The 25,323-nt window shown below is 72.9% G+C and carries 21 protein-coding genes; 9 read left to right on the forward strand and 12 right to left on the reverse strand.

From position 1 onward, the window contains the following. Nucleotides 1-349: 349 nt before the first annotated feature. From VF202_10030 to VF202_10050, 5 genes are all read left to right on the forward strand, one after another. Nucleotides 350-1,930, forward strand: a complete 1,581-nt coding sequence (locus tag VF202_10030; protein ID HEX7040441.1) for a hypothetical protein — start codon at nt 350-352, stop codon at nt 1,928-1,930. Between the two features lie 250 nt (nt 1,931-2,180). Further along, nucleotides 2,181-3,824, forward strand: coding sequence for a carboxypeptidase-like regulatory domain-containing protein (locus VF202_10035; GenBank protein ID HEX7040442.1), 1,644 nt, complete (start codon nt 2,181-2,183; stop codon nt 3,822-3,824). 112 nt (nt 3,825-3,936) lie between these two features. Next, nucleotides 3,937-5,517, forward strand: coding sequence for a hypothetical protein (locus tag VF202_10040; protein ID HEX7040443.1), 1,581 nt, complete (start codon nt 3,937-3,939; stop codon nt 5,515-5,517). A 105-nt stretch (nt 5,518-5,622) separates the two neighbouring features. Beyond that, nucleotides 5,623-5,790, forward strand: coding sequence for a hypothetical protein (locus VF202_10045; protein ID HEX7040444.1), 168 nt, complete (start codon nt 5,623-5,625; stop codon nt 5,788-5,790). Nucleotides 5,791-5,850: 60 nt separating this feature from the next. Continuing rightward, the gene (locus VF202_10050) at nt 5,851-6,273 is read left to right on the forward strand and encodes a carboxypeptidase-like regulatory domain-containing protein (protein ID HEX7040445.1); all 423 of its coding nucleotides are present in this window, start codon (nt 5,851-5,853) and stop codon (nt 6,271-6,273) included. Nucleotides 6,274-6,446: 173 nt separating this feature from the next. On the opposite strand, the gene clpB is transcribed toward VF202_10050, so the two are convergent. The 4 genes from clpB to VF202_10070 form a co-directional block, all read right to left on the reverse strand. After that, entirely contained in the window at nt 6,447-9,026 is a 2,580-nt protein-coding gene (gene clpB / locus VF202_10055; protein ID HEX7040446.1) for an ATP-dependent chaperone ClpB, read from the reverse strand. Between the two features lie 74 nt (nt 9,027-9,100). Further along, nucleotides 9,101-10,474: an NAD(P)(+) transhydrogenase (Re/Si-specific) subunit beta gene (locus VF202_10060; GenBank protein ID HEX7040447.1), complete on the reverse strand. Its 1,374-nt coding sequence runs from the start codon at nt 10,472-10,474 to the stop codon at nt 9,101-9,103. Between the two features lie 2 nt (nt 10,475-10,476). Continuing rightward, complete coding sequence (locus VF202_10065; protein ID HEX7040448.1) at nt 10,477-10,761, reverse strand: NAD(P) transhydrogenase subunit alpha; 285 nt, start codon at nt 10,759-10,761, stop codon at nt 10,477-10,479. Further along, entirely contained in the window at nt 10,758-11,900 is a 1,143-nt protein-coding gene (locus VF202_10070; GenBank protein ID HEX7040449.1) for an NAD(P) transhydrogenase subunit alpha, read from the reverse strand. Before VF202_10070 ends, VF202_10065 begins: the two co-directional genes overlap by 4 nt. Before the next feature lie 81 nt (nt 11,901-11,981). On the opposite strand from VF202_10070, the gene pfkA reads away from it, so the two are divergent. Next, the gene (pfkA, locus tag VF202_10075) at nt 11,982-12,950 is read left to right on the forward strand and encodes a 6-phosphofructokinase (GenBank protein ID HEX7040450.1); all 969 of its coding nucleotides are present in this window, start codon (nt 11,982-11,984) and stop codon (nt 12,948-12,950) included. Nucleotides 12,951-13,108: 158 nt separating this feature from the next. Here the strand turns inward: pfkA and tyrS are convergent, their stop codons facing one another. The 7 genes from tyrS to VF202_10110 all read right to left on the reverse strand — a co-directional run bounded on the left by tyrS (nt 13,109) and on the right by VF202_10110 (nt 21,123). Further along, nucleotides 13,109-14,323, reverse strand: coding sequence for a tyrosine--tRNA ligase (tyrS, locus tag VF202_10080; GenBank protein HEX7040451.1), 1,215 nt, complete (start codon nt 14,321-14,323; stop codon nt 13,109-13,111). A gap of 13 nt (nt 14,324-14,336) precedes the next feature. After that, nucleotides 14,337-15,353: a hypothetical protein gene (locus VF202_10085; GenBank protein ID HEX7040452.1), complete on the reverse strand. Its 1,017-nt coding sequence runs from the start codon at nt 15,351-15,353 to the stop codon at nt 14,337-14,339. Nucleotides 15,354-15,456: 103 nt separating this feature from the next. Further along, nucleotides 15,457-16,437 carry an ABC transporter permease gene (locus VF202_10090; protein HEX7040453.1) on the reverse strand — a complete coding sequence of 327 codons (981 nt, stop codon included), beginning with the start codon at nt 16,435-16,437 and terminating at the stop codon, nt 15,457-15,459. Beyond that, entirely contained in the window at nt 16,434-17,414 is a 981-nt protein-coding gene (locus VF202_10095; GenBank protein ID HEX7040454.1) for an ABC transporter permease, read from the reverse strand. The genes VF202_10090 and VF202_10095 overlap by 4 nt, the downstream gene beginning before the upstream one ends. Then, nucleotides 17,411-19,090 carry a sugar ABC transporter ATP-binding protein gene (locus tag VF202_10100; protein HEX7040455.1) on the reverse strand — a complete coding sequence of 560 codons (1,680 nt, stop codon included), beginning with the start codon at nt 19,088-19,090 and terminating at the stop codon, nt 17,411-17,413. Before VF202_10100 ends, VF202_10095 begins: the two co-directional genes overlap by 4 nt. Nucleotides 19,091-19,093: 3 nt before the next feature. Then, complete coding sequence (locus tag VF202_10105) at nt 19,094-20,131, reverse strand: substrate-binding domain-containing protein (protein HEX7040456.1); 1,038 nt, start codon at nt 20,129-20,131, stop codon at nt 19,094-19,096. A gap of 71 nt (nt 20,132-20,202) precedes the next feature. After that, the gene (locus VF202_10110; GenBank protein ID HEX7040457.1) at nt 20,203-21,123 is read right to left on the reverse strand and encodes a sugar phosphate isomerase/epimerase; all 921 of its coding nucleotides are present in this window, start codon (nt 21,121-21,123) and stop codon (nt 20,203-20,205) included. A 229-nt stretch (nt 21,124-21,352) separates the two neighbouring features. On the opposite strand from VF202_10110, the gene rocF reads away from it, so the two are divergent. After that, nucleotides 21,353-22,255: an arginase gene (gene rocF / locus VF202_10115; protein ID HEX7040458.1), complete on the forward strand. Its 903-nt coding sequence runs from the start codon at nt 21,353-21,355 to the stop codon at nt 22,253-22,255. A gap of 76 nt (nt 22,256-22,331) precedes the next feature. Here the strand turns inward: rocF and VF202_10120 are convergent, their stop codons facing one another. Next, nucleotides 22,332-23,276, reverse strand: coding sequence for a patatin-like phospholipase family protein (locus tag VF202_10120; GenBank protein HEX7040459.1), 945 nt, complete (start codon nt 23,274-23,276; stop codon nt 22,332-22,334). 60 nt (nt 23,277-23,336) lie between these two features. Here VF202_10120 and VF202_10125 point away from each other — a divergent pair, with 60 nt between their 5' ends. Together VF202_10125 and VF202_10130 are read left to right on the forward strand one after the other, a co-directional pair. Continuing rightward, the gene (locus VF202_10125) at nt 23,337-24,326 is read left to right on the forward strand and encodes a hypothetical protein (protein HEX7040460.1); all 990 of its coding nucleotides are present in this window, start codon (nt 23,337-23,339) and stop codon (nt 24,324-24,326) included. Between the two features lie 22 nt (nt 24,327-24,348). After that, nucleotides 24,349-25,305: a hypothetical protein gene (locus VF202_10130; GenBank protein ID HEX7040461.1), complete on the forward strand. Its 957-nt coding sequence runs from the start codon at nt 24,349-24,351 to the stop codon at nt 25,303-25,305. Nucleotides 25,306-25,323 lie beyond the last annotated feature (18 nt).

Genomic DNA, 25,323 nt, shown 5'->3' on the forward strand with positions numbered 1-25,323 from the left:
TCACGGCGGGAGGACGCCACGACTTCCCCACCACGGAGCAGGCCGTGGCGGCGGCCGTGCGGCTCGCCGAGGAGGAGGCGGAGCGGCAGGCCACGGACGCGGCCTGAGCTGTCGGCCACCTCGCGGCGCCCGAGCCCTCCGCGATGCCGCTGGCGCGGGAGCGCGGTGGAGGGACTGTGGCAAGGTCCGCGCGGCCGCGCCCTCGGCCCGGCCGGGGTCGGCCGGGGCCAGCGCGGTCACCCTTCCCGCGCCCGCGTGTCGCGCGAGTGTGGATTGTGTCGCACCGGCATCATCGACCCTCCCCTAGGGTGGTCGCCGCACCTTCCGAGTGCACGAACCAGGAGGTCCGATGAGTAACCGCCATCGTCCCCTCGCGTCCCTGCGGCGGGCGCCCCCGCTGACCCTGCTCACCGCCCTGCTCCTGGCGGCTTGCGGTCCCTCGCCCACGATCACCGTGCAGCTCGGCGACGCCACCGTGCAGGTGACCCTGGGCAGCTCGGCCTCCACCGAGGTGACCCTCACCCGCGCCGGCGGGGCGAGCGCCGACGTCACCCTCGACGCCGACGGCGCGCCGGACTGGGCGACCGTATCCTTCTCCCCTGCCACTCTGTCGGGCGACACGCTCACCAGCACCATGACCATCGAGACTGACGGCCAGGACCCGGACGCCGCGGCCACGAGCTTCACGCTCACCGTCACCGCCGCCGGCAGCGGCCTGAGTGCCAGCGACGAGCTGACCGTAGAGGTCACACTGCTCACCGTGAGTGGCAAGGTCACCGGGATCTACGGCGAGACGCTGACCGGCTACAGCGTCTCGGTGAACGGCGGCACGCCCGTCCCCGTCGACTCGCTGGGCGTCTTCCAGGGCCCGGACGTGCCCGTTCCCTACGACCTCGTCGTGATCGACACCACCAACGCCGTCGGGCACCGCTACGAGGGCTTGACGACGACCGACCTCGTGCTGACGGAGCCATCCTCGTCCTCGTCGTACACCACTGGCCTCACCGGCGATCTCTCGCAGGCCGTGGGGACCGAGCAGATGGGCATCGTCTGCATGGAGGGGATCGATAGGGTCGTCACCGGCTGCGACACGGTCACGCCCGGGAACACCGCCTTCGCCATCGCCCCCGAGTGGTTCGAGACCTCCACGGTCTCCGCCTACGTGCACGCCTGGGTAGTGGACGTCGACGCTGACGGGGCCACCACGGGGTTCGCACACGAGGGCAGGACGGCGATAAACCTCACCGACAGCGTCCCCGCCGTCGCGGACGTCGCCCTCGAAGGCGGGCCCCCAGCCACCACGGTGGACCTGACCGTCACCGCTCCGCCAGGGGTCCCGCTCGTCGGCAGCCAGCTCTACTACAGGTACAGCGAGCACGGGGCCGTGGCGTTCCCTAGCGGCCCCACGTCGTCGTCCTACACTGCCGTGATGCCCGACGTACCCGGTGCGACCGCCGTCCTCGTGGCGCAGGCGAGCGCCGGTGAGGTGCAGGCCATCGGCTGGGAGGTCGGCGAGTACGGTTCCGGCGCCATGGCGCTGACCATGCCGCCCGTCGTGGCGGCGGTGGCCCCACCGGACGGCGCCACCGGCGTCGACCACAGCACGCAGTTCAGCGTCAACAACCCCTCCGGCTCGGCCGTGACGTTCCTGTTCAGCCAGGCCGGCGACATCTCCTTCTACCTGGTCACGAAGGACGATACCGTCACCACGATCCCGGACCTGTCCGCGCTGGGGCTGGCGCTGCCCTCGGGCGCCGACTTCACGTGGCAGGCGGTGACCACCCCGCATCTCCCGACCGTCGACGACGTGACCCGTGAGGGCTGGATCACGGGCCTCGTCGCGGTCCAGATGCTGATCAACGGCGGACCGGGCCCTTCCGCAAGCGGCAACGTCTCGGTCAACTCCACGAGGACCTTCAAGACCGAGTGACGGCCTCCTGGGCCTAGCAGCCAAGGGGCGGCGGGTCCTGACTCGCCGCCCCTTCCCGTCCGGCGGCCGCCCACCGATTGTGGCCCATCCCCCAAACCAGGCTGCACGGGCACTTTAGAGTCCGACCGTAACTGCATGTCGCAGTGAGCTCGGCTCAGGGCCGCCGTGCCGACCATCCCTGGACGGCCTCCGACCCGCGGTCGCCGCGGCAAGGCGCCGCGGCGACCTGGCTGCGAGTCAGGAGGGCCGCATGGCCGCAAGCATCCCGTCGTCTCGCTGGGCTAGGCCCCGTGCCCTGGCGTTGGCCTCGAGCGTCCTGGCCTGCCTGGCGCTCACCGGCTGCGGACCCACGGCTGCCATCTCCCTCCAGGTCGGCACGACCGCGCTCGTCGTGCCCCTGGGCCAGACGGCCGAGGTGGAGGTCACGGTGACGCGCTCGGGGGGGAGCGGCTCGGTCGGCCTCACCGCCTCGGGCGCGCCGGCGTGGGTGGATGTGTCGTTCGACCCCGCCTCGCTGGGCGCGGGCGAGACCACGAGCACCATGAGCATCGCGACAGACGACCCCGACGGCGAACCGGCGTCGTTCACGCTCACCGTGACCGCGACCGGGTCGGGCGTCAGCGCCGAGGCACGTATCGAGGTCGACGTTCAGGCGACCGACGTCGCGGGCGCCGTCGTGGACCCGTACGGCGACCCGTTGTCCGGCTACACGGTGTACCTGCCCGGTAGCCCACCCCAGCTCACGGGATCCGACGGCGCGTTCACTTTCGACGCCGTGACCGTGCCGTACGACCTCACCGTCGTCGCGCCGACCGTCGGCGGCCAGACCCTGGCCCAGACCTTCGTGGGTCTCACGACCGGGACGCCGTCGGTGGTCCCGTTGGCAGCGGCTCTTGGCCAGGTCGGAGACTCCTACTCCGGGTCGGCGACCGGCGACCTGATCAGCGCCACCTACTCCCCCCTGCCCGCCGAGCACGCCGCCAGGGTCTGCTTGGAAGGCGTCGACAGGCCCCTCGTCTACTCCTGCGGCACGCTGACGGCGGGCGATGGCGACTACTTCATCTCGGGGCAGTGGTTCGGCTCGCCAGACGCTCAGGTCAGGGTCAGGGCCGTCGTCTACCACGTGGGCGCCGACGGCGAGCCCGACGCGATCGTCGCCTCCGGAGCGACGCCGACCTTCACGCTCAGCGACACCGGCAACCAGGCCCAGGACATCACGCTCACGGCCACCAGCAGCCAGGCCACGGCGACTTACGACCTGACGGTCCCCCCGGGACTCACCGTCACCGAGCACGTTCTCGTCGCTCACCACAGCCAGCACGCCTCTTTCGGCCTGGAGAGCGGGGACAGTACCGCGACCACCGGAACCCTCGTGGCCCCCTACTTCGACGGCATCGACTACTCGCTCTACGCGATCGCCTACGAGGATCCGATCTCGGTGGAGCGTGGGTCGCTGGCTTGGGCGACCGGACTGGCGCCCGGCGCGGCCGTCTCCCTGGAGCTCCCCACGCCTCCCTCGCTCGTGGCGCCGTCCGACGGAGCACCCAGCGTCACCGCATCCACCGAGTTCACGGTCAGCAACCCCGAGGGCGGGATCCTCTCGTTCGTCGCGATCCCCGGTGGAACCGGCGTGGCGTTCGTCGTCACCACGGACCAGGCCGCGGTGCGGTTCCCCGACCTCACCGCCATCGGACTGGGCCCCACATCAGGGGCGACTTACCTGTGGTACGTGATCAGTACCCCGGACGTGGGCAGCACGGACGACGCCGTCACGGGGGACGGCTACCTGAGCCAGTTCGCCAAGCTGAACGACGCGACATACGGCGGCGGACCGGGCCCGACGACGGACGGTAGGGTCTCGACCTCTCAACAGTGGAACTTCACCGTCCAGTGAGCCCGCGCCGAACTCCTGCGAGCGGCCTCGTCAGCCGGCTGGCACCGGCGAGGTGCACCGACGACTACGGATGGCGGCAGCGCGTTGAGACCGCTGCCTGCGAGGAGGTCCGATGAGATACCTACGTGAGCCCCGTCCGGCCGCGCCGCGAACGCTGGGCCTCGCCATCCTCGCGGCGGTGGCGCTGGCGTCCTGCGGGCCATCCCCCTCCATCACGGTCCAGCTCGCCGACGGCGCCCTCGACGTCCTGCTCGGCGGCTCGGCCACCACCCAGCTCAGCGTCTCCCGCGCCGGCGGCGCCTCCGCCGACGTGACGCTGGACGCCGCCGGGGCACCGGACTGGGTGACGGTGACCTTCGCGCCGGCGACCCTCTCCGGCGGCGCCACCACGAGCACCGTCACGCTCGCGACCGATGCGGACGACCCCGACGCGGCGCCCACGAGCTTCACGCTCACCGTCACCGCGGTCGGAAGCGGGCTCGAGGCCAGCGACGAGGTGACGGTGAACGTCGAGCTCCTCGCCGTCACGGGCAGGGTGACCGACTACTTCGGTCAGCCGATGACTGGGGTGAGCGTTGCGGTGGACTCCGGCGCGCCCGTGCCTGTGGGCGCCGACGGCACGTTCACGGTGGCGGACGTCGAGGTCCCCTACGACCTCACGCTCCTCGACCTGACCAACCACTACGCGCACGTCTACGAGGGACTCACGACCACTGACCTCGAGATACTGGGCAGCATGACGCCGCCGGCGGCGCGACAGGCCGGGGTGACCGGGGAGCTCTCCGAGCCGGTGGGCACCGACCAGCTGGCGCTCGTCTGCATCGAGGGCACCGAGGTCACGGTCCTCGGCTGTACGTCCGTTCCACCCAGCCAGACCGCGTTCGCCATCACAGCCAACTGGTACGGCGACATACAGGTGTCGGGGAACGTGCGGGCCTGGGTAGTAGACCTCGACCAGAGCGGCTCCACGACCGGGTTCGCTCGCGAGGGGCAGGCCGCTATCGACCTGGTGGACACAGTTGGGGCGACCGCCGACGTGACGCTGGGACCGGGGCCGGCCGCCAAGACCGTCGAGGTGGCGATAACCCCGCCACCGGGGCTGTTCCTGATCCAGAGCTTCGTCTCGTACCGCTACAGCGAGCATGGCTCCATTACGTTCCCCGTCATCTTGCCGCCCGGGAGCGACGTGTACGAGGCGGTGCTGCCGGACGTGCCGGGCGCGACGGCCTCCCTCCTGGGCATCGCGACCAACCTCGTCGGCCAGGTCGGCTACGCCTGGGAAGTCGGCGAGTACTCCTCTGGCACGCTCGACCTGGTCATGCCCAGAGGCTTCACGAAGCTCTCGCCGGAGGCGGGCGCGACGGACGTGAACACCAGCACCGTCTTCAGCGTCAGGAACTACAGCGACGGGCCGGTGACGTTCCTCTTCAGCGGGGACCCCTACATCGCGGTGACGACCAGCGAGCCGGAGACGACCATCCCTGACCTGGCGAGCCTCGGGCTGGGCCTGCCGTCGGGCGCGAACTACACATGGCAGGTCATGGTCATGCCCCGGCTCGCCACCGTCGACGAGGTGGCGCACGGCGGGCTCGTACTGCTCAACTCAGCGCTCTCCACACTGACGGGCGGACCGGGTCCCTCGTCGTCGGGCGCCGTGGTCGTCGACTCCGGCTCGCCTTTCACGACCGAGTAGCCTCACGACCGAAGTGACCGGGCGGGCCCGCTCGACCTCAGGTCGGCGGGCCCGCCTACCGATCGATCGACCGGGCCCGCTGCTGGAGTCGCCGCGCTGTTCATCTTGACGTCGTGCGGAGGGGGCGGCCCCTCCGCGACCGTCACCTTCGACTTCGACGAGCCGGCGCCCGACGTGGTGCTCGGCGCCGGCGGCACGGTGACCGTCACGATCACGAGGTCGCCGTCGGCGACAGCGGCCCGGTCGCTGGAGGCGGACGGCGCGCCAGCGTGAATCGACGTCGACCTCAGCCCCAGCCTGCTGGAGGGCGCGACCACCCGGAGCACGCTGACGGTGTCGACGGACAGCGGGCATCCCGACGCCGAGGAGGCCAGCTTCGACCTGGTCGTCAGGGCCGTAGGGACCGGGATCAGCGCCGAGGCCACCCTGGCCGTCAACGTCGCGCCGCAGGAGGTGAACGGCGTCGTCGTCGACCCCGCGGGCGCGCCCATCTCGGGGGTCGTGGTCCAGGTCTCCGGGCATGCCAGCGTCGTGACGGAGGCCGACGGGACCTTCAGCGTGCCGGACGTCGCGGTGCGGGTCAGGGCCTACCGCTACGCCCTCGGCGCTCACGGCGCGGCCGCACAGATCGTGGCCGCCGGCATGGCCTCGCTACCGCCACCCACCACATCTCCTCGGTCGACGAGGCCGTGTCCGGTGACGGCTACATCGGGGGCGCCCAGAGCGTCGGCCTGGCCGCGCTGGGCGCCGGGCTGAGACCGGAGGGAGACGGGCGAGCCTCCATAAGCGCGCACTACGGCTTCACGACCCAGTAGCGGCAAGCACGGGCGAGGCAGTCCAGCCGTCGTGAGGGCCGCCTCGCCGCCGCGGCGCGGCCGCCTAGTTCGCGGCCACAACGCCCACGGCCGGGCATGGTCGAGGGGACCAGCTCAGTTCGCCGCCACGGGCTCGACGGCCGTCAGGTTGAAGCCGCCGTCCGCGGCCGGCAGCACACGCACCGTGTCGCCGTCGTCGAAGTCGCCGGCGATGATGCCCCTGGCCAGCGGCGTCTCGATGCGCTCGCGGATCATGCGCTTCAGCGGACGCGCGCCGAACACCGGGTCGTAGCCGATGAGGGCGAGCTGCTCCATGGCCTCCGGCGTCATCTCGAGCGTGATGTGCCGCTCGTCGAGGCGACGCTGCAGGCGACCGAGCTGGATGCGCGCGATCTCGGCGACCTGCTGCCTGTCGAGCGCGTGGAAGACGATGACGTCGTCGATGCGGTTGAGGAACTCGGGCCGGAACTGCTGCTGCAGCAGGCCGAAGACCTTCGCCTTCATCTCGTCGTAGCTCGCGCCCGACGCGCCCATCTCGAGGACCTGCGGGCTGCCTATGTTGCTCGTCATGATCACGACCGTGTTCCGGAAGTCGACCGTGCGTCCGTGCGAGTCGGTGAGCCGGCCGTCGTCGAGGAGCTGCAGCAGGGTGTTGAAGACGTCGGGGTGCGCCTTCTCGATCTCGTCGAAGAGCACGACGCTGTAGGGCTTGCGGCGCACCTGCTCGGTGAGCTGGCCGCCCTCCTCGTAGCCCACGTACCCGGGCGGCGCGCCGATCAGCTTCGAGACCGTGTGCTTCTCCATGTACTCCGACATGTCGAGGCGGATCATCCGGTCCTCGCTGTCGAAGAGCTGCTCGGCCAGCGCGCGGGCCGTCTCGGTCTTGCCCACGCCCGTGGGGCCGAGGAAGATGAACGAGCCGATGGGCTTGTTGGGGTCGGAGAGCCCGGCCCGCGAGCGGCGGATCGCGTCGGCGACGGCCGTGATGGCCTCGTCCTGGCCCACGACGCGCTCGTGCAGCGCCTTCTCGAGCCCCAGGAGCTTCTCCCTCTCGCCCTCGACGAGCTTCAAGACGGGGATGCCGGTGGCGCGGGCGACGACCTCGGCGATCTCGTCCTCGCCCACCGACAGGCGCACGTACTTGGCGTCCTCGAGCTTCCGCGCCGTCTCCTTCACCTCGCGCTCGAGGCGCGGCAGCTCGCCGTAGCGCAGGCGCGCTACCGTCTCGAGGTCGTAGTCGCGCTCGGCCATCTCGATCTGCGTGCGCACGCGGTCCAGCTCCTCCTGGTCGCGCCGCCACGTCTCGAACAGCGCCTTCTCGGCCTCGTACTCGGCCTGCGCCTGACCGATGCGGTCGGCGATGGCCTTGAGCTCCTCCTCGATGCGCACCAGGCGCTGCTGGGAGTCGGGGTCCTCCTCCTTCTTCAGCGCCTCGCGCTCGACCTCGAGCTGCAGCCGGCGGCGGCGCAGCGAGTCGATCTCCTCGGGCAGGCTCTCGAGCTGCACCCTGATGCGGCTGGCCGCCTCGTCGACGAGGTCGATCGCCGAGTCGGGGAGCCGGCGGTCGGCGATGTAGCGATGCGCCATCTGAGCGGCGGCGATGAGCGCGGGGTCGGAGATCTCGACGCCGTGGTGGACCTCGTACTTCTCCTTGATGCCCCTGAGGATGCTGATCGTGTCCTCGACGGACGGCTCGTCGATGACGATCGGCTGGAACCGCCTCTCGAGCGCGGCGTCCTTCTCGATCTCGCGGTACTCGTTGAGGGTCGTGGCGCCGATCATGCGCAGCTCGCCGCGCGCCAGCGCCGGCTTGAGCATGTTGCCGGCGTCGACGGCGCCCTCGGCCCTGCCCGCCCCGACGATCGTGTGGAGCTCGTCGATGAACAGGACGATCTGGCCCTCCGACCTCGTCGTCTCCTGGATCACGGCCTTGAGGCGCTCCTCGAACTCGCCGCGGTACTTCGCGCCGGCGAGGAGGCTGCCCATGTCGAGCTGCACGATGCGCTTGCCCTGCAGGCCCTCGGGCACGTCCTTGTTCACGATGCGCTGGGCGAGCCCCTCGGCGATGGCCGTCTTGCCGACGCCCGGCTCGCCGATCAGCACGGGGTTGTTCTTCGTGCGCCGCAGCAGGATCTGGATCGTGCGCCTGATCTCGTCGTCGCGCCCGATCACCGGGTCGAGCTTGCCCTCGCGGGCGCGCTGAGTGAGGTCGATGCCGTAGCGCTCGAGCGCGTCGAACGTGCTCTCGGCCGTCTGCGTGTCCACGGACCTGCCTCCCCTGATCTTCTTGGCCGCCTGCTCGAGAGCGCCGGCGTCGGGCAGCGCCTTGAAGCCGGGCACCGCACGCCGCGCCGCCACCAGCAGCACGTCCTGCGCCACGAACGAGTCGCCCCACGCCTGCGCCACGCCGTTGGCGTCCTGGAGGACCTTGGCGAGGTCGCCCGAGAGGTAGAGCTCGCCCGCGCCGCCCGAGACCTTGGGCAGCCTGGAGAGCTCCTGGTCCAGCGCCTGCCTGGCGTCGTCCGGAGAGCCTCCCGCCGCCTCCACCACGCGCGAGGGCAGCCCCGAGGGGTCGGCCAGGAGCGCGGTGAGGAGGTGGACGGGCGTCACCTGCTGATGCTGGCGCGCCCTGGCCACCTGCTGGGAGCTGGCCACCATCTGCAGCGCGGCCTCGGTGAAGCGGCCCTGGTCCATGCCTCGCATGGTATGGACTTGAGCGAGGTCATGTCAAGTTTCTTGGCAACGGTTGTCTCAGGTGGTCGTGCGCGTCAGGCGGCCGCCTCCTTGAACTCGGCCACGAGCCGACCGAGCACGGCCTTGGCGTCGCCGAAGACCATGCGGGTGTTGGGCTTGTAGAACAGCGGGTTCTCGACCCCCGAGAAGCCCGGGTTCATGGAGCGCTTGAGGACGAACGTCGTGCGCGCCCTGTCGACCTCGATGATCGGCATGCCGTAGAGGGGGCTCGACCTGTCCTCCTTGGCGGCCGGGTTCACGACGTCGTTGGCGCCGATGACCACGGCGACGTCGACGTTCTCCATCGTCGGGTTCACGTCGCCCGGCTCGACGAGCTGCTCGTAGGGCACGTTCGCCTCGGCGAGCAGCACGTTCATGTGGCCGGGCATGCGTCCGGCCACGGGGTGGATCGCGTAGCGGACCTCGGCGCCGTTCGCCTCGAGGATGTCGGCCAGCTCCTTGACCACGTGCTGCGCCTGGGCCACGGCCATGCCGTAGCCGGGCACGAACACCACGCTGCCGGCGGCCTCCAGGACGTAGTAGGCGTCCTCGGGCGTGATGGGCTTGACCTCGCCCTCCACGGCCTGCGTCCCCGCCCGCGTGACGGCGCCGAACCCGCTGAACAGCACGTTGGCGAGCGAGCGGTTCATGGCCTTGCACATGATCTGGGTGAGGATCAGGCCGGAGGCGCCCACCAACGAGCCGGCGACGATGAGCACGGTGTTGTCGATGACGAAGCCGGCGGCGCTGGCCGCGATGCCGGAGTAGCTGTTCAGGAGCGAGATCACGATGGGCATGTCGGCGCCGCCGATGGGCAGCACCGCCAGCACGCCGAGCACCAGCGCCACGACGATCGCCGCGAGCAGGAACGGGTAGCCGGCCGGGGGGTTCACCGCGTAGAGCACGCCGGTGACGACGGCGCCGAGCAGCAGGACGCCGTTCACGACCTGCTGGCCGCCGAAGAGGATCGGCCGGCCGCTCACGCGCTCGGAGAGCTTCGCCCACGCCAGCACGGACCCGGTGAGCGTCACGCCGCCGACGAGCACCGCCAGGACCGTGGCGACCGCCGTCACGGCGCCCTGGCTCGGGTCGCCGAGGTACTCGGCCCAGCCCACGAGCAGCGAGGCGCCGCCGCCCGCCCCGTTGAAGATCGCCACCGTCTCGGGCATCTGGGTCATCTTCACGCGCCGCGCCCAGACGGCGCCGATGCCGCCGCCCACGACGAGGCCGGCGGCCACGAGCGCGTAGTCGATGCCCGACTGGAGCAGCGTGGCGACGACCGCGACGAGCATGCCCACGGCCGACACGGCGTTCCCGCGACGCGCGGTCTCAGCGCGGCCGAGCATCTTGAGGCCGACGATGAAGAGAACCGCGGCGGCTATGTAGGCGAGCTGGAACGCGGACTCCACCCTCAGCCCTCCCTCTTGCCCGTCCTGAACATGCCGAGCATGCGGTCGGTGACGAGGTAGCCCCCGAAGACGTTGACGGCAGCGAGCACGATGGCGACGAAGGCCAGCACGTTCGAGAACGTGCCGCCCACGGCAGTGGACGCGATGGCGCCCACGATCGAGATGCCCGAGATCGCGTTGGAGCCGGACATCAGCGGCGTGTGGAGCTGCGACGGCACCTTCTGGATCAGCTCGAGGCCGAGGAAGATGGCGAGGACGAAGACGAACAGGAGCAGCAGTATCGTCATGCCGTGGCCTCCAGGGCCGCCCGCACGCGCTCGTCGCGGATCGCGCCGTCGTGCGTGAGCAGGGCGCCGCCGACGATCTCGTCGGGCTCGGTGAGCTTCAGCGCCTTCGCCTCGCCGTCCCAGGCGTGCTCGATGAGGTTGTAGAGGTTGTTCGCGTACATCTGGCTGGCGTCGAGCGCCACCGACGATGGCAGGTCGGAGAAGCCGAGGATCGTCACGCCGTTCGCGGTCACGACGACCTCGCCGGAGCGGCTGCCGGCGACGTTGCCGCCGGTCGAGGCCGCCAGGTCCACGATGACGCTGCCCGGCTTCATGCCCGCGACCATCTCCTCCGTCACGATCAGCGGGGCGCGGCGGCCGAACACCTGCGCCGTCGTGACCACGACGTCGGCGTTCGCGCACACCGCGGCCATCTGCTGACGCTGGCGCTCGAGCTGCTCGGGAGTCAGCTCCTTGGCGTAGCCCTGCGCGGTCTGACCCGTCTCGCCCACGTCGAGCTCGACGAACCGCGCGCCGAGCGACTGCACCTGCTCCTTCACGACGGGCCTGGTGTCGTAGGCCTCCACCCTGGCGCCCAGCCTCTTGGCCGTCGCGATCGCCTGCAGGCCGGCCACGCCGGCGCCGACGACGAAGACCCGCGCCGGCGCGATCGTCCCGGCCGGCGTGCTCATCATCGGGAACGCCTTGTGGGAGTGCCGCGCCGCGACGATGACGGCGGCGTAGCCCGCCAGGCTGGCCTGGCTCGACAGCGCGTCCATCTTCTGGGCGTAGGTGGTGCGCGGGATCAGCTCGACGCACAGCGACGAGACCCGCCCGCGCGCCAGCGCGCGCACCAGCTCGTGGTTGAAGAAGGGGTCGACGAACCCGGCGGTCACGGCGCCCGGCCGCAGGCCCGCGACCACGTCGAGGCTCGGCGGCTGCACCGTCAGCAGCACGTCGGCCGCGGGGAGCAGCTCCTCGCGCCCGCCCACGCGCGCGCCCTGGGCCTCGTAGGCCGCGTCGGGCAGGTGCAGCGGCGCTCCCAGGCCCGACTCCACCGCCACCTCCGCCCCCAGGCGCACGAACCTGCCGGCGGTCTGCGGCGTGAGGGGCACCCGCCTCTCGCCCGCGACCGTCTCCTTCACCGCGACGATGAGCATGGAAGACCACTATTACACGACCCCAGACGCACCGGGACCTGAGGACCCGCGCCCTGGAGCGCGAAGCTATACTTGCTCCTCGTGAACCACCTGGCCGTGCTGACGAGCGGCGGCGACGCCCCCGGCATGAACGCCGCTATCCGCGCCGTCGTCCGCACGGCCGTCCACGACGGCGCCCGCGTCTCTGGCGTCTACCGCGGCTTCCAGGGGCTCATCGAGGACGACATCGTCGAGCTGCAGGCCCGCGACGTGGCCAACGTCATCCAGCGCGGCGGCACCGTACTGCGCACCGCCCGCTCCGAGGAGTTCATGCAGCCCGCCGGGCGAGCCAAGGCGGCGGAGGTCCTCAGGGGACGCGGCATCGAGGGGCTCGTCGTGATCGGCGGCGACGGCAGCTTCCGCGGCGCGCTCGCCCTGGCCCGCGAGCACGGCGTGAAGGTCATCGGCATACCGGGCACCATCGACAACGACATCTTCGGCACCGACGTCTCGATCGGCTTCAACACGGCCATCAACGTGGCGCTCGAGGCCGTCGACAGGCTGCGCGACACCGCCGCCAGCCACGACAGGCTCTTCCTCGTCGAGGTCATGGGCCGGCGCTCCGGCCACATCGCCCTGCACGTGGGCGTGGCCGGCGGCGCGGAGGCGATCCTCATACCAGAGGCGCCCCTGAGCGCCGCCGAGGTCGCCCAGATGATCGTGGCGGCCGAGAAGCGCGGGAAGTCGTCTTCGATCATCGTCGTCGCCGAGGGCGCCTACCCCGGCGGGGCCCGCGAGCTGCAGCGCACCGTGGAGGAGGCGTCAGGCTACGAGATCCGCAGCGTGATCCTCGGCCACACGCAGCGCGGCGGCACGCCCACGACGCGCGACCGCGTGCTGGCCTCGCGCCTCGGCTTCCACGCCGTGCGGGCGCTGATGCGGGGCAAGAGCGGCGTCATGGTGGGCACCGACCGGCGCGGCATCGTCTTCCGCGACCTGGCGGAGGTCGTGGCGAACAAGAAGGACGTCGACAGGGAGCTCCTCGAGATCGCGGCGGTGCTGGCGACCTGAGGCCCGCCGGGACCGGGTCCGGTGCCGGGAGCGCCTCCACGCGGTCGCCGCGCCCCGGCGCGGGGAGGCTAGTCGGGCCGCTCGGGCCCCGGCCTCCTGTCGCTCCCGGCCCAGCCGCCTAGGCGCGCCGCAGGCTCACGCCCCAGGTACCGGGCCCCTCAGGCCCGCCTGACCCGGACGAACGCGTCCCGGCCCTTCTGCAGCACGACGGGCCTCTCGAGGGTGAGCCTCAGCAGCGGGTCCTCGACGACCTCGCCGTCGAGCCTCAGCCCGCGGTTCAGCACCAGGCGGCGCGCCTCGCCGTTCGAGGACGTCAGCCCCGCCAGCGTGGCCAGCCGCAGCACGCCCACCTCGCCGCCGGCGAACTCGTCGTCGGGCACCGCGACCTCCGGCACGTCGTCCGGGATGCCGCCGCGGGCCACCTCGTCGTAGCGCTCCTCGGCGGGCGCCACCTCGTCCTCGCCGTGGTAGACGCGCACCAGCTCGCGGGCGTAGACGCGGTGAGCCGCCACCGGGTCCGCGGCGAGCAGCTCCTCGACGCGCCCCACGTCGAGGTCGGAGGTCAGCTCGACGTACTGCGTCAGCAGCGCGTCGGGTACGCGCATCGCCTTCTTGAACATCGTGGCGGCGTCCTCGTGCAGGCCGATGTAGTTGCCCAGCGACTTCGACATCTTCTCGACGCCGTCGAGGCCCACGAGGAGAGGCGTCGTGAGCACGAGCTGCGGCTCCTGACCGTAGGCGCGCTGGATGTCGCGGCCGACGAGGAGGTTGAAGAGCTGGTCGGTGCCGCCGAGCTCGACGTCGGCGCGCACGGCCACCGAGTCGTAGGCCTGCGCCAGCGGGTAGAGGAACTCGTGCACCTGGATCGGCACGCCCGTCTCGAAGCGCTTCGTGAAGTCGTCGCGCTCGAGCATGCGCGCCACCGTGTAGTTCGCGGCCAGCTTGATGAGGTCGGCGAACCTCAGCTCCCCGAGCCACTCGGAGTTGTAGCGCAGCTCGAAGCGTTCGGGGTCGGGGTCGAGGACCGCCGTGGCCTGCTCGACGTAAGTCTGCCCGTTCGCCCTGGTCTCCTCGAAGGTCAGCACCGGCCGGGTCTTAGACCTGCCGGACGGGTCGCCGATCATCGCCGTGAAGTCGCCGATGATCAGCACGACCCTGTGGCCGAGGTCCTGGAACTGCCGCAGCTTGCGCAGCACCACGGAGTGGCCGATGTGCAGGTCGGGCGAGGAGGGGTCGACGCCGAGCTTCACGCGGAGCTGCCGACCCTCGCGCCTGGCCAGTGCCAGCTTCTCCTGGAGCCCGCCCTCGGGCACCACGTGCTCGGCGCCGCGCAGCAGCAGTGCGAGAGCTGACGCGTCGCGCTCGTCGGTCACGCGCGGGAGTCTATCACGGGTCGCCGCGACCTCCGCGCCGCGCGCCCGAGCGGTACACCGCGGCCCCGAGCAGGAGCATGGCGGCGGCGACCGTGCCCACCCACGGCCACGTGGCCCGGCGCAAGAGCAGCACTGCGAGGGCGCTCGCGTCGCCGCGGTAGAGGGCCTTGGCGGCAGCGATCACCAGCGGCTGACGCGACAACAGCGCCCGGGAGCCGCGGCGCACCGCCAGCTCCACGCCCGAGGGACCGCGGGCCAGCGCCGCGGCGTAGAGGGACTCGTCGGTGAGCCGCGCCGCACCCTTGCCGCCCCACCTGAGCCCCAGCAGCGGGCTCGGCGACGACTCCGCGAACCGCGCCACCCTGGCGAGCTCGTCGGCGTCGTCCGCGTACGCCAGCGCCCGCGTCGCCCGCGCCGGTCCGAGCCTCAGGCTCATCCGCCCGGCGCTGCCGAGCAGGTCGGCCAGGGGGCGCCAGGCCCTCTCGCGCACGAGCCTCACGACGGCGCCCGCGAGCCCCTCGCTCAGCGCCCCGGCGCGGCGGGCGGCCTTGAGCAGGTCGTTGCCGGCGCCCACCTGAGGGGCGAACGTCAGCGCCAGGCCCGCGGCCGACAGCGCCACGAGCATCTCGTCCGTCTCCTCCCCCCTGAGCCAGGCGACGCCCTGCCGCGCGAGGTCCCTCACGTCGCCGAGCACGACGAGGTCGCTGGCGATGGCGCAGCCGATCCCCACGCCGTCCTCGGCCCGGCCCGTCCACACGCCGTGCACGCAGCGCCGGAACACGGCGCCGAGGCGGTCCCACTCCGACCTGGCCGCCGCCAGCTCGTCCTCGCAGCCGCCGGCCTCGGCGAGCTCCATGGCGTCGAGCGGTCGGCCGGCCTCCAGCTCGGCCCGAGCCCGCTCGCAGAACGGGTAGGGCGTCAGGGACTCGAGGTACGGACCTGTCGCGTCGAGCCACAGCTTGCCGGCCACGACGGCCAGGCCGGCGAGGACCAGCACGACCCCGAGCAGGCGCCTGAGGAGCCGTCCCACGACCGGAGTGTAAGCGGGCGCGCGCCGCGCCCCCGGCGCCGAGCGCCGGGCTCCTCGCCGGGGTCGCCTCGCCCCTCGCCGCTCCCGCTCCGCCCGACGCCCCTCACTCCACGCGCCGCTGGCGCCCGTAGACCGAGAGCAGGACGACGAGGATCAGCCCGAAGACCATCAGCTGGTAGGCCTCGCCGAGGCGCAGCGCCCGCAGCAGGCTCTCGGCCATCGTCAGGACCAGCGCGCCCGCCATGGTGCCGAAGTAGCTGCCGCGCCCGCCGGCGAGCACGGTGCCGCCGACGACCACGGCGGCGATCGACGGGAAGAGGTAGCTGACGCCGAGGCTCAGGAACACGCGCTGCGTGAAGCCGAGGAGCAGGAGGCCGCCGAGGGCTGCCAGCAGACCGCTGAGCGTGTAGGTGAGCACCACGGTGAGCGGCACGCTGACGCCGGAGAGGTGGGCGGTGCGCCGGTTCGTGCCTATGGCGAAGAGGTTCCGGCCGTACGGGGTGCGCTCGAGCACGAGCCACATGAGGACCGCGAAGGCGAGCCAGAGGTAGACGATGCCGGGCACGCCCACGAGGCGCCCCGTCACCGTCCGCGCCAGGAACGGCGGCACGCCGCCAGGGATGCTGCCCTGCGTGATCGCGAGGATCGCGCCCTGCACGACGCCGGCCATGCCCAGCGTCATGACCAGCGGGGGGATCCGCAGGTAGACGATCCCCAGGCCGTTCAGGCCGCCGATGACCGCGCCGGCGCCGAGCGCGACGAGCGCCGCCGGCGCCAGGCGGCCCGAGTCCCCGGCCGAGACCATGAAGGTGAGGATCGCGCCGAGGGTCACGACGTTGCCGACGCTGAGGTCGATGCCCTCGCCGCCGGCGATGATCACCAGCGTCTGCCCGGCGGCGACGATGCCGAGGAACGCGGCCAGCCTCACGATGTTGACGGCCTGGTCGAGGTTCACGAACCCCGGCTGCACGAGGCCGCCGGCGAGGAACAGCAGCACCGAGAGGGCGAGCGCCACGAGGGGCGGGGCCGCGGCCACGCGCCGGCGCGGCGCCTCCCTCCGCGCGTCGGTCAGGGGCGCGCTCACGCGCCCCTCCTGACGAGGCGCACGAGCCCGGGGCCCGCGAGCGCCAGCAGGATGACCAGCGCGTCGACGAGGGTCTGGTACCAGGTGGGCACGTTGGCGAACGTGATGAGGTTGCGGATCACCGTCAGCAGCGCCACCCCGACGACGGCGCCCGTGACGCCGCCCTGCCCGCCGGAGAGGCGGGTGCCGCCGAGCACGACGGCCACGATCGAGGAGAGCGTCATCGCGTCCCCGAGGCGGGCGTTGCCCGAGCCCGTCGAGAGGGTGAGGGCCATCGCCGCGAAGGCGGCGAACACGCCCATCAGCACGTAGCTGAGGAAGCGCACACGCGTCACCGCCACGCCGCTGGAGCGCGCGGACGCCTCCCTCCCGCCCACGGCGTAGAGGTGCTGCACGAAGCGCGTGCGGCGCAGCAGCAGCCAGACGAGCAGCAGGAGCGCGACACCGTAGGCGGTGGCGGGCAGGCCGAGCGGCGCCGAGCGGTAGAAGCTCGTCAGCGCCCTGGGCAGGGCGCCGCCGGGACGCGGCAGGATCGCCAGCGCGAGGCCGAAGTAGAGGAACGAGGTCGCGTAGGTCGTGACGATGGGCTGCAGCCGCAGGTACGCGACGCAGAACCCGTTCACGGCGCCGGCCAGGGCGCCGGCCGCCAGGCCCGCCAGGGCGCCGAGGAGCACGCCGTCCCACGAGGACTCGGGCGTGACGAGCGTGACGAGGATGACGTTGACCAGCGAGACCGTGGCCCCGACCGAGAGGTCGATCCCGCCGCCCACGATCACCAGCGCCTGGCCGGCGGCGAGGACCATCAGCGGGAGCATGACGCGCAGGTTGCCGTTCACCACGCGGAGCTGGAAGAGGTTGTCCTGCAGCAGGTAGTTGAGGAGCACGGCCACGGCCAGCAAGACCAGCGACACGAGGTAGGGGTGCTCGCGCACCCTGAGCCGCCAGGGCGTCGCCGGCAGCGCGGCCGCGCGGCTCACGCCCGGCCCCCCGTGCCGCCGGATGGGCCGCCCCCGCCTCCTCCGGATGGCCCACCGGACGGTACGCCGGCGTCATCGGCTGGAGCGCCGGCCGGCGCCCCTCCGCCCATGGCCGCGGCGACGAGGTGGTCGCGGTCGAGCGTGTCGCCCGCGAGCTCGGCGGCGACGCGCCCGTCGTGGAGCACCAGTACCCTCTCGCACAGGCCGAGGAGCTCGAGGTCGTCCGACGAGTTGAACAGCACCGTCACGCCGCGCCGCCGCAGCTCCTCGAGGAAGGCGTAGAACTCGGCCTTGGCGCCCACGTCGACGCCCTTGGTGGGGTCGTCGAGGAGCAGGAGGCGCGGCCGCCTCAGCAGCCACTTGGCGATCACGACCTTCTGCGCGTTGCCGCCCGAGAGGGTCCCGACGCTCTCGTCGAGCCCGCCGTGGCGGACGCTCAGCTCGTCGGCCGCGTCGGCGGCGTCGCGTCGCGCGGCGCGCATGCGCAAGGGGACGCCGTAGCGCCCCCAGTTCGGGAGCTGCAGGTTCTCGAGCAAGGGCCTGAAGGGCAGCAGTCCGGCCTCGTTGCGGTCGCCCGGCACGTACGCCACGCCCGCCGCCATGGCCTGTCGCGGGCTGCGGAACGTCACGCGGCGCCCGTCGAGCAGCACCTCGCCGTGGTGCGGTGCCGCGCCGAACAGCGAGAGGAGCAGGCGGCTCTGGCCCTGGCCCTGGAGGCCGCCCAGGCCCAGCAGCTCCCCGCGCGCCACGCGCAGGTCGAGCGGTGCGAGGCCGGGGCTCGAGTAGCCGCGCAGCTCGAGCAGCGGCGGCTCGCCGACCGCCGCCTCGGGCGTCCCCGGGCCGACGGACGCCTCGGCCGCGACCGCGCGGGCCCTCCGCGGCGCGGCGCCGGTGCCGCCCGTGAGCAGCGCCACCAGCTCGGCCTCGTCTGTCTCGGCGATGGGGCGCATGCCCACGGTGGCGCCGTTGCGGAGCACGACCGCGCGGTCAGCGACGCGGAAGATCTCGCCCATGCGGTGCGAGACGAACACCAGCGCCATGCCTTCCTCCCGCCAGCGACCCACGAGCTCGAAGAGCCTGTCGACCTGGCGGCTGTCCAGGGAGGCCGTGGCCTCGTCGAGGATCAGGACCCTCGGCGACCACGAGTACGCCTTCAGCACCTCGATGACCTGGCGTCCGGCCTGCGGCAGGTCGGCGACGACCGTGTCCGGCGTGACGCGCACCGCGAACGTGCCGGCGAAGAGCTCGAGCAGCTCTGCCGTGCGCTCGCGCATCGCCCGCCTGTCGACGCCGCCGCGGCGCGTCGGCTCGTGGCCGAGCCAGACGTTCTCGGCGACCGTCATGTCGGGTACGAGCGAGAGCTCCTGGTAGACGGCGCCGACGCCGAGGCGCCTGGCCGCCATGGGCGAGGGGAGGTCGACCGGCCTCCCCGCGAAGCGGAGCTCTCCCGCGTCCGGCCTGGTGACGCCGGTGAGCACCCTGCCGAGGGTGCTCTTCCCGCTGCCGTTCGCGCCGAGCAGCGCCACGACCTCGCCGGCGCTGACGTCGAGGTCGGCGCCGGCGAGGGCGGTCACGGCGCCGTAGCGCTTGCGGACCCCGCGCGCTGACAGGAGTGGGTCAGCGCCGGGGCCGCCCGCGGCGGGGCGGCCCGGCTCGGTGTCGACGCGCCCGGCCATGCCTCAGCGCATGAACGCCCTGGCCTCCTCCTGCGTGATGATCCCGTCCATCGCGAAGGTGTCAGGCATGTCGGCGTACTGCTCGAGCGCCTCGTCGAGGTCCTCCTCGGTGATCTGGAACGGGATGGGCACGTAGAGCGTGTTGCCGAAGTCGCCGGCGAGCTGCGACTCGTCGACCTCGCCGCCCATGAGGATCTCGACCGCCACGCGCAGCGCGCTGGAGGCGATGCCGGGCGGGTTCACGACGGCGACCGACGTGAAGCCGGGGTGCTCGCGCCGTGTCTGGTCCCACAGCCGCAGGTAGCCAGCGTAGGCCTCGCCGGTCATGATCGGGAACGGGTCGGGGTTCGCGGCGCGGACGGCCGTGAGGATGCCCTGCGCCATGCCGTCCTGCGTGAGGATGCCGTCGATGCCGGTCAGCGACGCGAGCATGTCGGAGGCCACGCGCTGGCCGGTGGCCTGGTCCCAGCCGCCCGACTCGCGCCCTACGACCTCGATGCCCGGGTACTCGGCGAGCACCTCGAGAGCGCCCTCCATGCGGTCCTCGTTCGCGGGGTGGCCCACGAAGCCCTCGATGACGATGATGCGCCCCTCGCCGCCGAGCGCTTCGGCGAGCCAGCGGGCGTTCGCGGCGCCCCACTCCTTCTGATCGATGACGACGTTGTAGACGCCCTGCGCCGAGACCTCCTGGTCGGTCGAGATGACGACGACGCCCTCGTCGACGGCCTCCTCGAGGGCGAGGTTCAGCGCGCTCTGGTCGTTGGGGTTGATGATGATCGCGTCCACGCCGCGGTTGAGCAGGTTCTGGACCTGCTGGATCTGCCCCTGGACGTCGACGTCGGCGTTCTCGAAGACCAGCTCGAGGTCGATGCCCAGCTCCTCCTCGATCGCGGCGGCGGTGCGCTCGAGGTCCTGGACCATGATCGTGCGCCACTCGCTGCCCACGAACCCGTTCGAGACGCCGATCGTGAACGACTGCGCCGCAGCCCAGCCCACGAGCACGAAGGCGGTGGCGGCGATCAACGTGATGCGTCGCTTCATCGCTTCCCTCCTTGGCAACCGTCGTTCACGGCCAGTCTAGGGGCGGCGCGTGAGCCGAGCGCGTGCAGGGCTCAGGTCCCGTACTCCATGACGGTGCGGACGTACTGACCGGCTCGCCGCAGCGCCTCCTGGCGGCCCTCGAGGCTGTCCTCGAAGGTCCTGTCCTCGACCTCGATCACGACGGGACCGGTCCAGCCGGCGCCCTTGAGAGCGGCGAAGAACGCGGGCCAGTCGATGTCGCCGAGGCCGGGGATCTTCGGCACGTGCCAGCCGAGGCCGAGGACGCCGCGCCGGTAGAGGAGCTCCTCGTCCACCTTCTCGTCCTTGAGGTGGACGTGCACGAACCTGTGGGCGTAGTCGGCGATGGCCTGGCCGATGTCGATGCCCTGCCACACCAGGTGGGAGGGGTCGAAGTTGAGGCCCAGCGCCGGGCTGTCGAGGCGCGAGAACATCTCGTCCCAGACCTCCGGCGAGACGGCGAGGTTCTTGCCGCCAGGCCACTCGTCGAGCGTGAACAGCATCGGGCAGTTCTCGATGCCCACCTTCACGCCCGCCTCCTCGGCGCGCTTCAGCAGCGGGCGCCACACGCGCTCCACGCGGTCCCACTGGCGCTCGACCGGCAGCGACGGGTCGCGGCCGATGAACGTGTTCACGACGGGGACGCCCAGGCGCGCGGCGCCGTCTATGACCTTGCCCAGGTGCTCGACGTAGACCCGGCTCTCGCCCTCGTCTGGCGCGAGCGGGTTCGGGTAGTAGCCGAGGCCGGTGATCGTGACGCCGTGGCGCTCGCAGGCCTCCCGCACGGCGCGGGCCCCGGCGTCGTCGAGGCTCGCTACGTCGACGTGCGTGACGCCGGCGTAGCGGCGCCTGTCGGTGGCGTCGGTGGGCCAGCACATGACCTCGAGGCACTCGAAGCCCTCCTGGGCGGCGAAGGCGAGCACCTCCTCGAACCCGAGGTCCGGGAGGATGGCGGTGGCGAAGCCTAGCTTCATGGCGGCTCCTTCCGGGCGCGGCGACAGCCCGCGCGGTCTGCTGGTGCCTCTACCTTGTCACGACGCGGCGACCGCCGGCCGCCGCCCGCGCGGCCGGGGCGCGACCAAGCGCCGTCGAACCGCGGTCCCTGGGTCCCGGGCCGTGGGTCTCCCCGTGGCGCCCTCCCCGCGGCGGCGCTACCCTTCGTGACGAGCGGGGGCCGGCCGGACCGGCCCACGGGAGGCGAGCATGAGCACGCGTGAGGTCCACGTCGTCGGCGTCCCCATGGACCTCGGCGCCGGCAGGCGCGGGGTCGACATGGGGCCCAGCGCGCTGCGACTCGCCCAGCTGGAGCGCACCCTGACGTCGCTGGGCTTCGCCGTCGCGGACCTTGGCAACGTCGAGGTCGCCGTGCCGGAGAGCGCGGCGCGGCTCGGGGGCGGCGCCGGCGAGCCCCTCTACGCCGACGCCATCGCCGCGGCCTGCGCCGCCGCGGCGGAGGCGCTGCGCGACCGGCCAGACGGCGCGTTCGCGATCGCGCTGGGGGGCGACCACTCGGTGAGCATGGGCACTGTCCCGGGCGTCGCCGCGGGCGGCGAGCTCGGCGTGCTCTGGGTCGATGCCCACGCCGACGTGAACACGCCCGAGACCTCGCCGAGCGGCAACGTGCACGGCATGCCGGTGGCCCACCTCCTCGGCCTCGGCGACGCGCGCTTCACGGCGCTGTGGGGCGACCGACCGCCGCTCTCGCCGCGCGACGTCGTCTACGTCGGCCTGCGCAGCGTGGACCCGCCGGAGCGCGAGGCGATCGTGCGCCTCGGCATCGCGGCCTACACGATGAGCGACGTCGACAGGCGCGGCATCGCCGCGGTGGCCACCGAGGCGCTGGGGCGTCTCTCGCACGCGCCCCGGCTGCACGTCTCGTTCGACGCCGACGTCCTCGACCCGACCATCGCGCCCGGCGTGGGCACGCCGGTGCCGGGCGGCCTCACCTACCGGGAGGCGCACCTGCTCATGGAGGTGCTGGCCGAGAGCGGGCGCGTCGTCAGCCTCGACCTCGTCGAGGTGAACCCGATCCTCGACGTCGCCAACCGCACCGCCGCCACCCTCGTGGAGCTGACCGCGAGCCTGCTAGGCAAGCGGATCCTCTGAGGCGAAGGGGGGTAGATGGGCGGCGTCTGCCGCGCGGACCCGTGGTCCGACGCCGCCGAGTGCTCCGCGGCCCGCCTCAGTCGCCGGCGACGGAGACAGCGACCGGGGCCGCGACGCGTCCCTGGAGCACCGCCGCCACGGCGCGGCGCAGGCGCGGGACGACGGGCCTGAGCGCCTCGTCGCCGGCGGCGATGGCCTCGCCCGCCCTGTGGAAGTTCAGCCAGGAGATGGGCGGCCGCGTGTGCACCTCGAAGCGTCCGTCGCCCACCGCGCGGACGTGACCTTCCTCGGCCTCGCTGTCGTCGCGCAGCCAGGTGTCGGCGGCCAGGGCCAGGGCGCGGCCGAGCCTGCCGACGGCGGTGCGCGGGCGGCGCATGAGCGCGCGCCCGTGCAGCTTCCGCACCGGCTCGGCGGCCAGGGCACGCTTGGCCAGCCTGATCGAACGCGAGTCGCGCGCCTGCAGACCCGCCCCGATGCCGAGCGCGACGTCGACTCCCAGCTCGACGACGGTGTCGAGCGGCACCGGCGAGCCGATGCCCCCGTCGATGAGGCGCCGCCCGCCGATCGTCACGGGGGCGAAGACGCCGGGCAGGGAGGCGCTGGCGCGCAGCGCCGGCGCCAGCGGCCCCTCGCGCAGCAGCACGCGCTCGCCGGTGTCGACGTCAGTGGTGACGACGACGAGCTCGCCCCGCAGGTCGGCGAAGGTGCGTCCCTCGAGGAGCCTGTCGAGGTACTCCTCGAGCCTGCGCCCGCGGAAGAGCGCCGCGTGGTGCAGGCCGAAGTCGGCCACGTGGGGGATGACGTCGCGTCGGCGCATGGCGCTGGCGCGCGCGATGAGCGCCTCGATGCTCTCGCCCGTGGCGTAGAGGGCCCCGACGACGGCGCCGAAGCTGGTGCCCACGATCACGTCTGGCCTCAGGCCGTTCCGCTCCAGGCAGGCCAGGGCGCCCAGGTGCGCGTACCCGCGGGCGCTGCCGCCCCCGAGCGCCACACCTATCCTGACGCGCTGCCCCTCAGACACTCCGCGCACTCTAGCGCCGTTCCGCGGAGGAGCTGGTCGGCCCGTGGCATGCTGGCCGACGTGGCGTCGGCACGTGACGAGGAGCCGGCCGCGGGCGCCGGGCCCGGGGCTACCGAGGACCAGCCCTTCGCGGCGGCGACGGAGACGGGCGCCGTCCGCGACGGACCCGCGTCCACCGCCGCGCGCCTCGGCGTCGTGGTCGTTCACCACGCCGCGTCGAGGCAGGTGCTCGACGACGCGATGCGCCGCCTGGCGCTCGCGGCGCCCGGGGCCCGGGTCGTGCTCGTCGCCACAGGGAGCTCCGTCCCCGACCCCGCCCCCGGCTGGCCGCACGGCACCGCCGTGGCGAGGGTCGAGAACCACTCCTACGCGCGGGCCGTGAACCGCGGCCTGGCGCTGCTGCCCGCGCTGCCGTACCTGGCCTTCATGAACGACGACGTGCTCGTGTCGGAGCGCACGTTCGACGACCTCGTCGCGGCCCTCGCGGCGGAGCCGGGCGCCGGCGCGGCCGGGCCGCTGGCCTACGACGCCCGCGGCAGGCTGCAGGCGATGGGCCTCCCCTACCGCCTCGTGCAGCGCCGCGCGCTGCGCGCCGGCCCGAGGGCCGACGGACGTCCGGCCACCGTGCGCGCGCCCTGGCTGACCGGCTGCCTCAAGGTCCTGACGCGTCAGGCGTACGTCGCTACCGGCGGCTACGACGAGCGCTTCAGGTTCACGAACGAGGACCTCGACCACGGGCTGCGCGCCTCCCGGCTCGGCTACGCCAACCTGCTCGTGGCCACGCCGGTGACGCACCTGGGCGGTTCCTCCACGCCGGGCCACCCCGCCTTCCACGTGGAGGGTCGGCGGGGCGGCTACCTGGTCACCGCGCGCCACCTCCCGCCGGCCGCCGGGCTGGCGCACCGCACCTACCTCCTGTTGGAGGGCGGGCTCGGGTCCCTCCTCGCGCCGGGCCCACAGGCCAGGGCCGCGCACCGCGCCGTGGCGCGCATGGCCTGGGAGGGCGCCTGGGGCACCTCGCCCTTCGGCGCGACCCTGGACGACCGCTAGGCCAGGTGCTACCTTCTCCGCCATGCCCGGGCTACTGGCGCCGGCGCTGGAGGCGCTGCTGGCCGACCCCGTCGTCCTCTACTCGTCGGGCGCCGCGGCGCTGCTCCTCGTCGTCTCGCTCGGCAGCGGCATCGGCCGCCGCGACTACCTGGCGCTGACCCGGCCGCGCACCCTGCTGCGCGTCCTCGGCGCCGTCACCGCCGCGTTCCTCCTGCAGGTGGCCGACGCCCTCTGGGGCGCCGACCTGCCCGCGGCGCTGGCGGCCGTCGCCCCCGGCCTGCACCGCCTGCCCCTCTACCTCGTCGCCCTCGCCTACGGTCCGGCCACCGGCGTCTTCGTCGGCGTGCTCTTCGCCGGCTTCCACGCCGGCGACGCCCTGCCCGGCTGGCCGGAGGCCGTGCTGACCCTCGAGCTGGCCGTCCTCGGCTGGCTGGCGATCTACCCGTCGCCGCGCGACACGAGGGTCGCCGGACCGCTCGACGCGCTGCTGGCCTACGCCCTGGCCTGGGGCACCGCCGGCGTCGCGCTGCTCGCCGCCCGGCACGGGTCGGTCACGCTGGACCTCGTCTGGACCGAGCACGCCGCCGTTCTCCCCGGCGTCGTGGCGAGCGCGCTGCTGCTGGTCCTCTTCGGGCCGGGCGCGTACCGCCGCGCGTTCCCCGGCAGCCGCATCTACCCGCCGGTCCCGCCGCGCCGCCAGCCGGGCGACGCGCCCGCCCCGGCCCTGGCCGTGCGGACCGCCCTGGCGGCGGACGGCGTCGAGCACCTGCTTCTCGACCAGCGGGAGCGCCGCCGCGGCGTCACGCTGGGCGTCCTGGCCCAAGAACCGTCGCTGCCGCCCGAGTCGCTGCCCGCCCGCCGGTCGCGCGGCGAGCGCGCGCTGCCCCCCTTCCCGGAAGCCGACCTCGCGTTCCCGCAGCCCGTGAGGCGGCGCCGCCTCGAGCGTCGTCGGCTGCCGGAGGAGCTCAGCCGCTCGTAGCTCCCTCCCGCGCGGACG

This window comes from Trueperaceae bacterium (assembly GCA_036381035.1).
GTDB lineage: Bacteria > Deinococcota > Deinococci > Deinococcales > Trueperaceae > DASRWD01.

Coding starts and splice junctions, on each gene's coding strand:
- clpB (HEX7040446.1), bottom strand. CDS start 9,026: ATGGACCAGGGCCGCTTCACCGAGGCCGCGCTGCAGATGGTGGCCAGC.
- VF202_10070 (HEX7040449.1), bottom strand. CDS start 11,900: ATGCTCATCGTCGCGGTGAAGGAGACGGTCGCGGGCGAGAGGCGGGTG.
- VF202_10035 (HEX7040442.1), top strand. CDS start 2,181: ATGGCCGCAAGCATCCCGTCGTCTCGCTGGGCTAGGCCCCGTGCCCTG.
- VF202_10105 (HEX7040456.1), bottom strand. CDS start 20,131: ATGAAGCGACGCATCACGTTGATCGCCGCCACCGCCTTCGTGCTCGTG.
- rocF (HEX7040458.1), top strand. CDS start 21,353: ATGAGCACGCGTGAGGTCCACGTCGTCGGCGTCCCCATGGACCTCGGC.
- VF202_10110 (HEX7040457.1), bottom strand. CDS start 21,123: ATGAAGCTAGGCTTCGCCACCGCCATCCTCCCGGACCTCGGGTTCGAG.
- VF202_10065 (HEX7040448.1), bottom strand. CDS start 10,761: ATGACGATACTGCTGCTCCTGTTCGTCTTCGTCCTCGCCATCTTCCTC.
- VF202_10130 (HEX7040461.1), top strand. CDS start 24,349: ATGCCCGGGCTACTGGCGCCGGCGCTGGAGGCGCTGCTGGCCGACCCC.
- VF202_10040 (HEX7040443.1), top strand. CDS start 3,937: ATGAGATACCTACGTGAGCCCCGTCCGGCCGCGCCGCGAACGCTGGGC.
- VF202_10030 (HEX7040441.1), top strand. CDS start 350: ATGAGTAACCGCCATCGTCCCCTCGCGTCCCTGCGGCGGGCGCCCCCG.
- VF202_10100 (HEX7040455.1), bottom strand. CDS start 19,090: ATGGCCGGGCGCGTCGACACCGAGCCGGGCCGCCCCGCCGCGGGCGGC.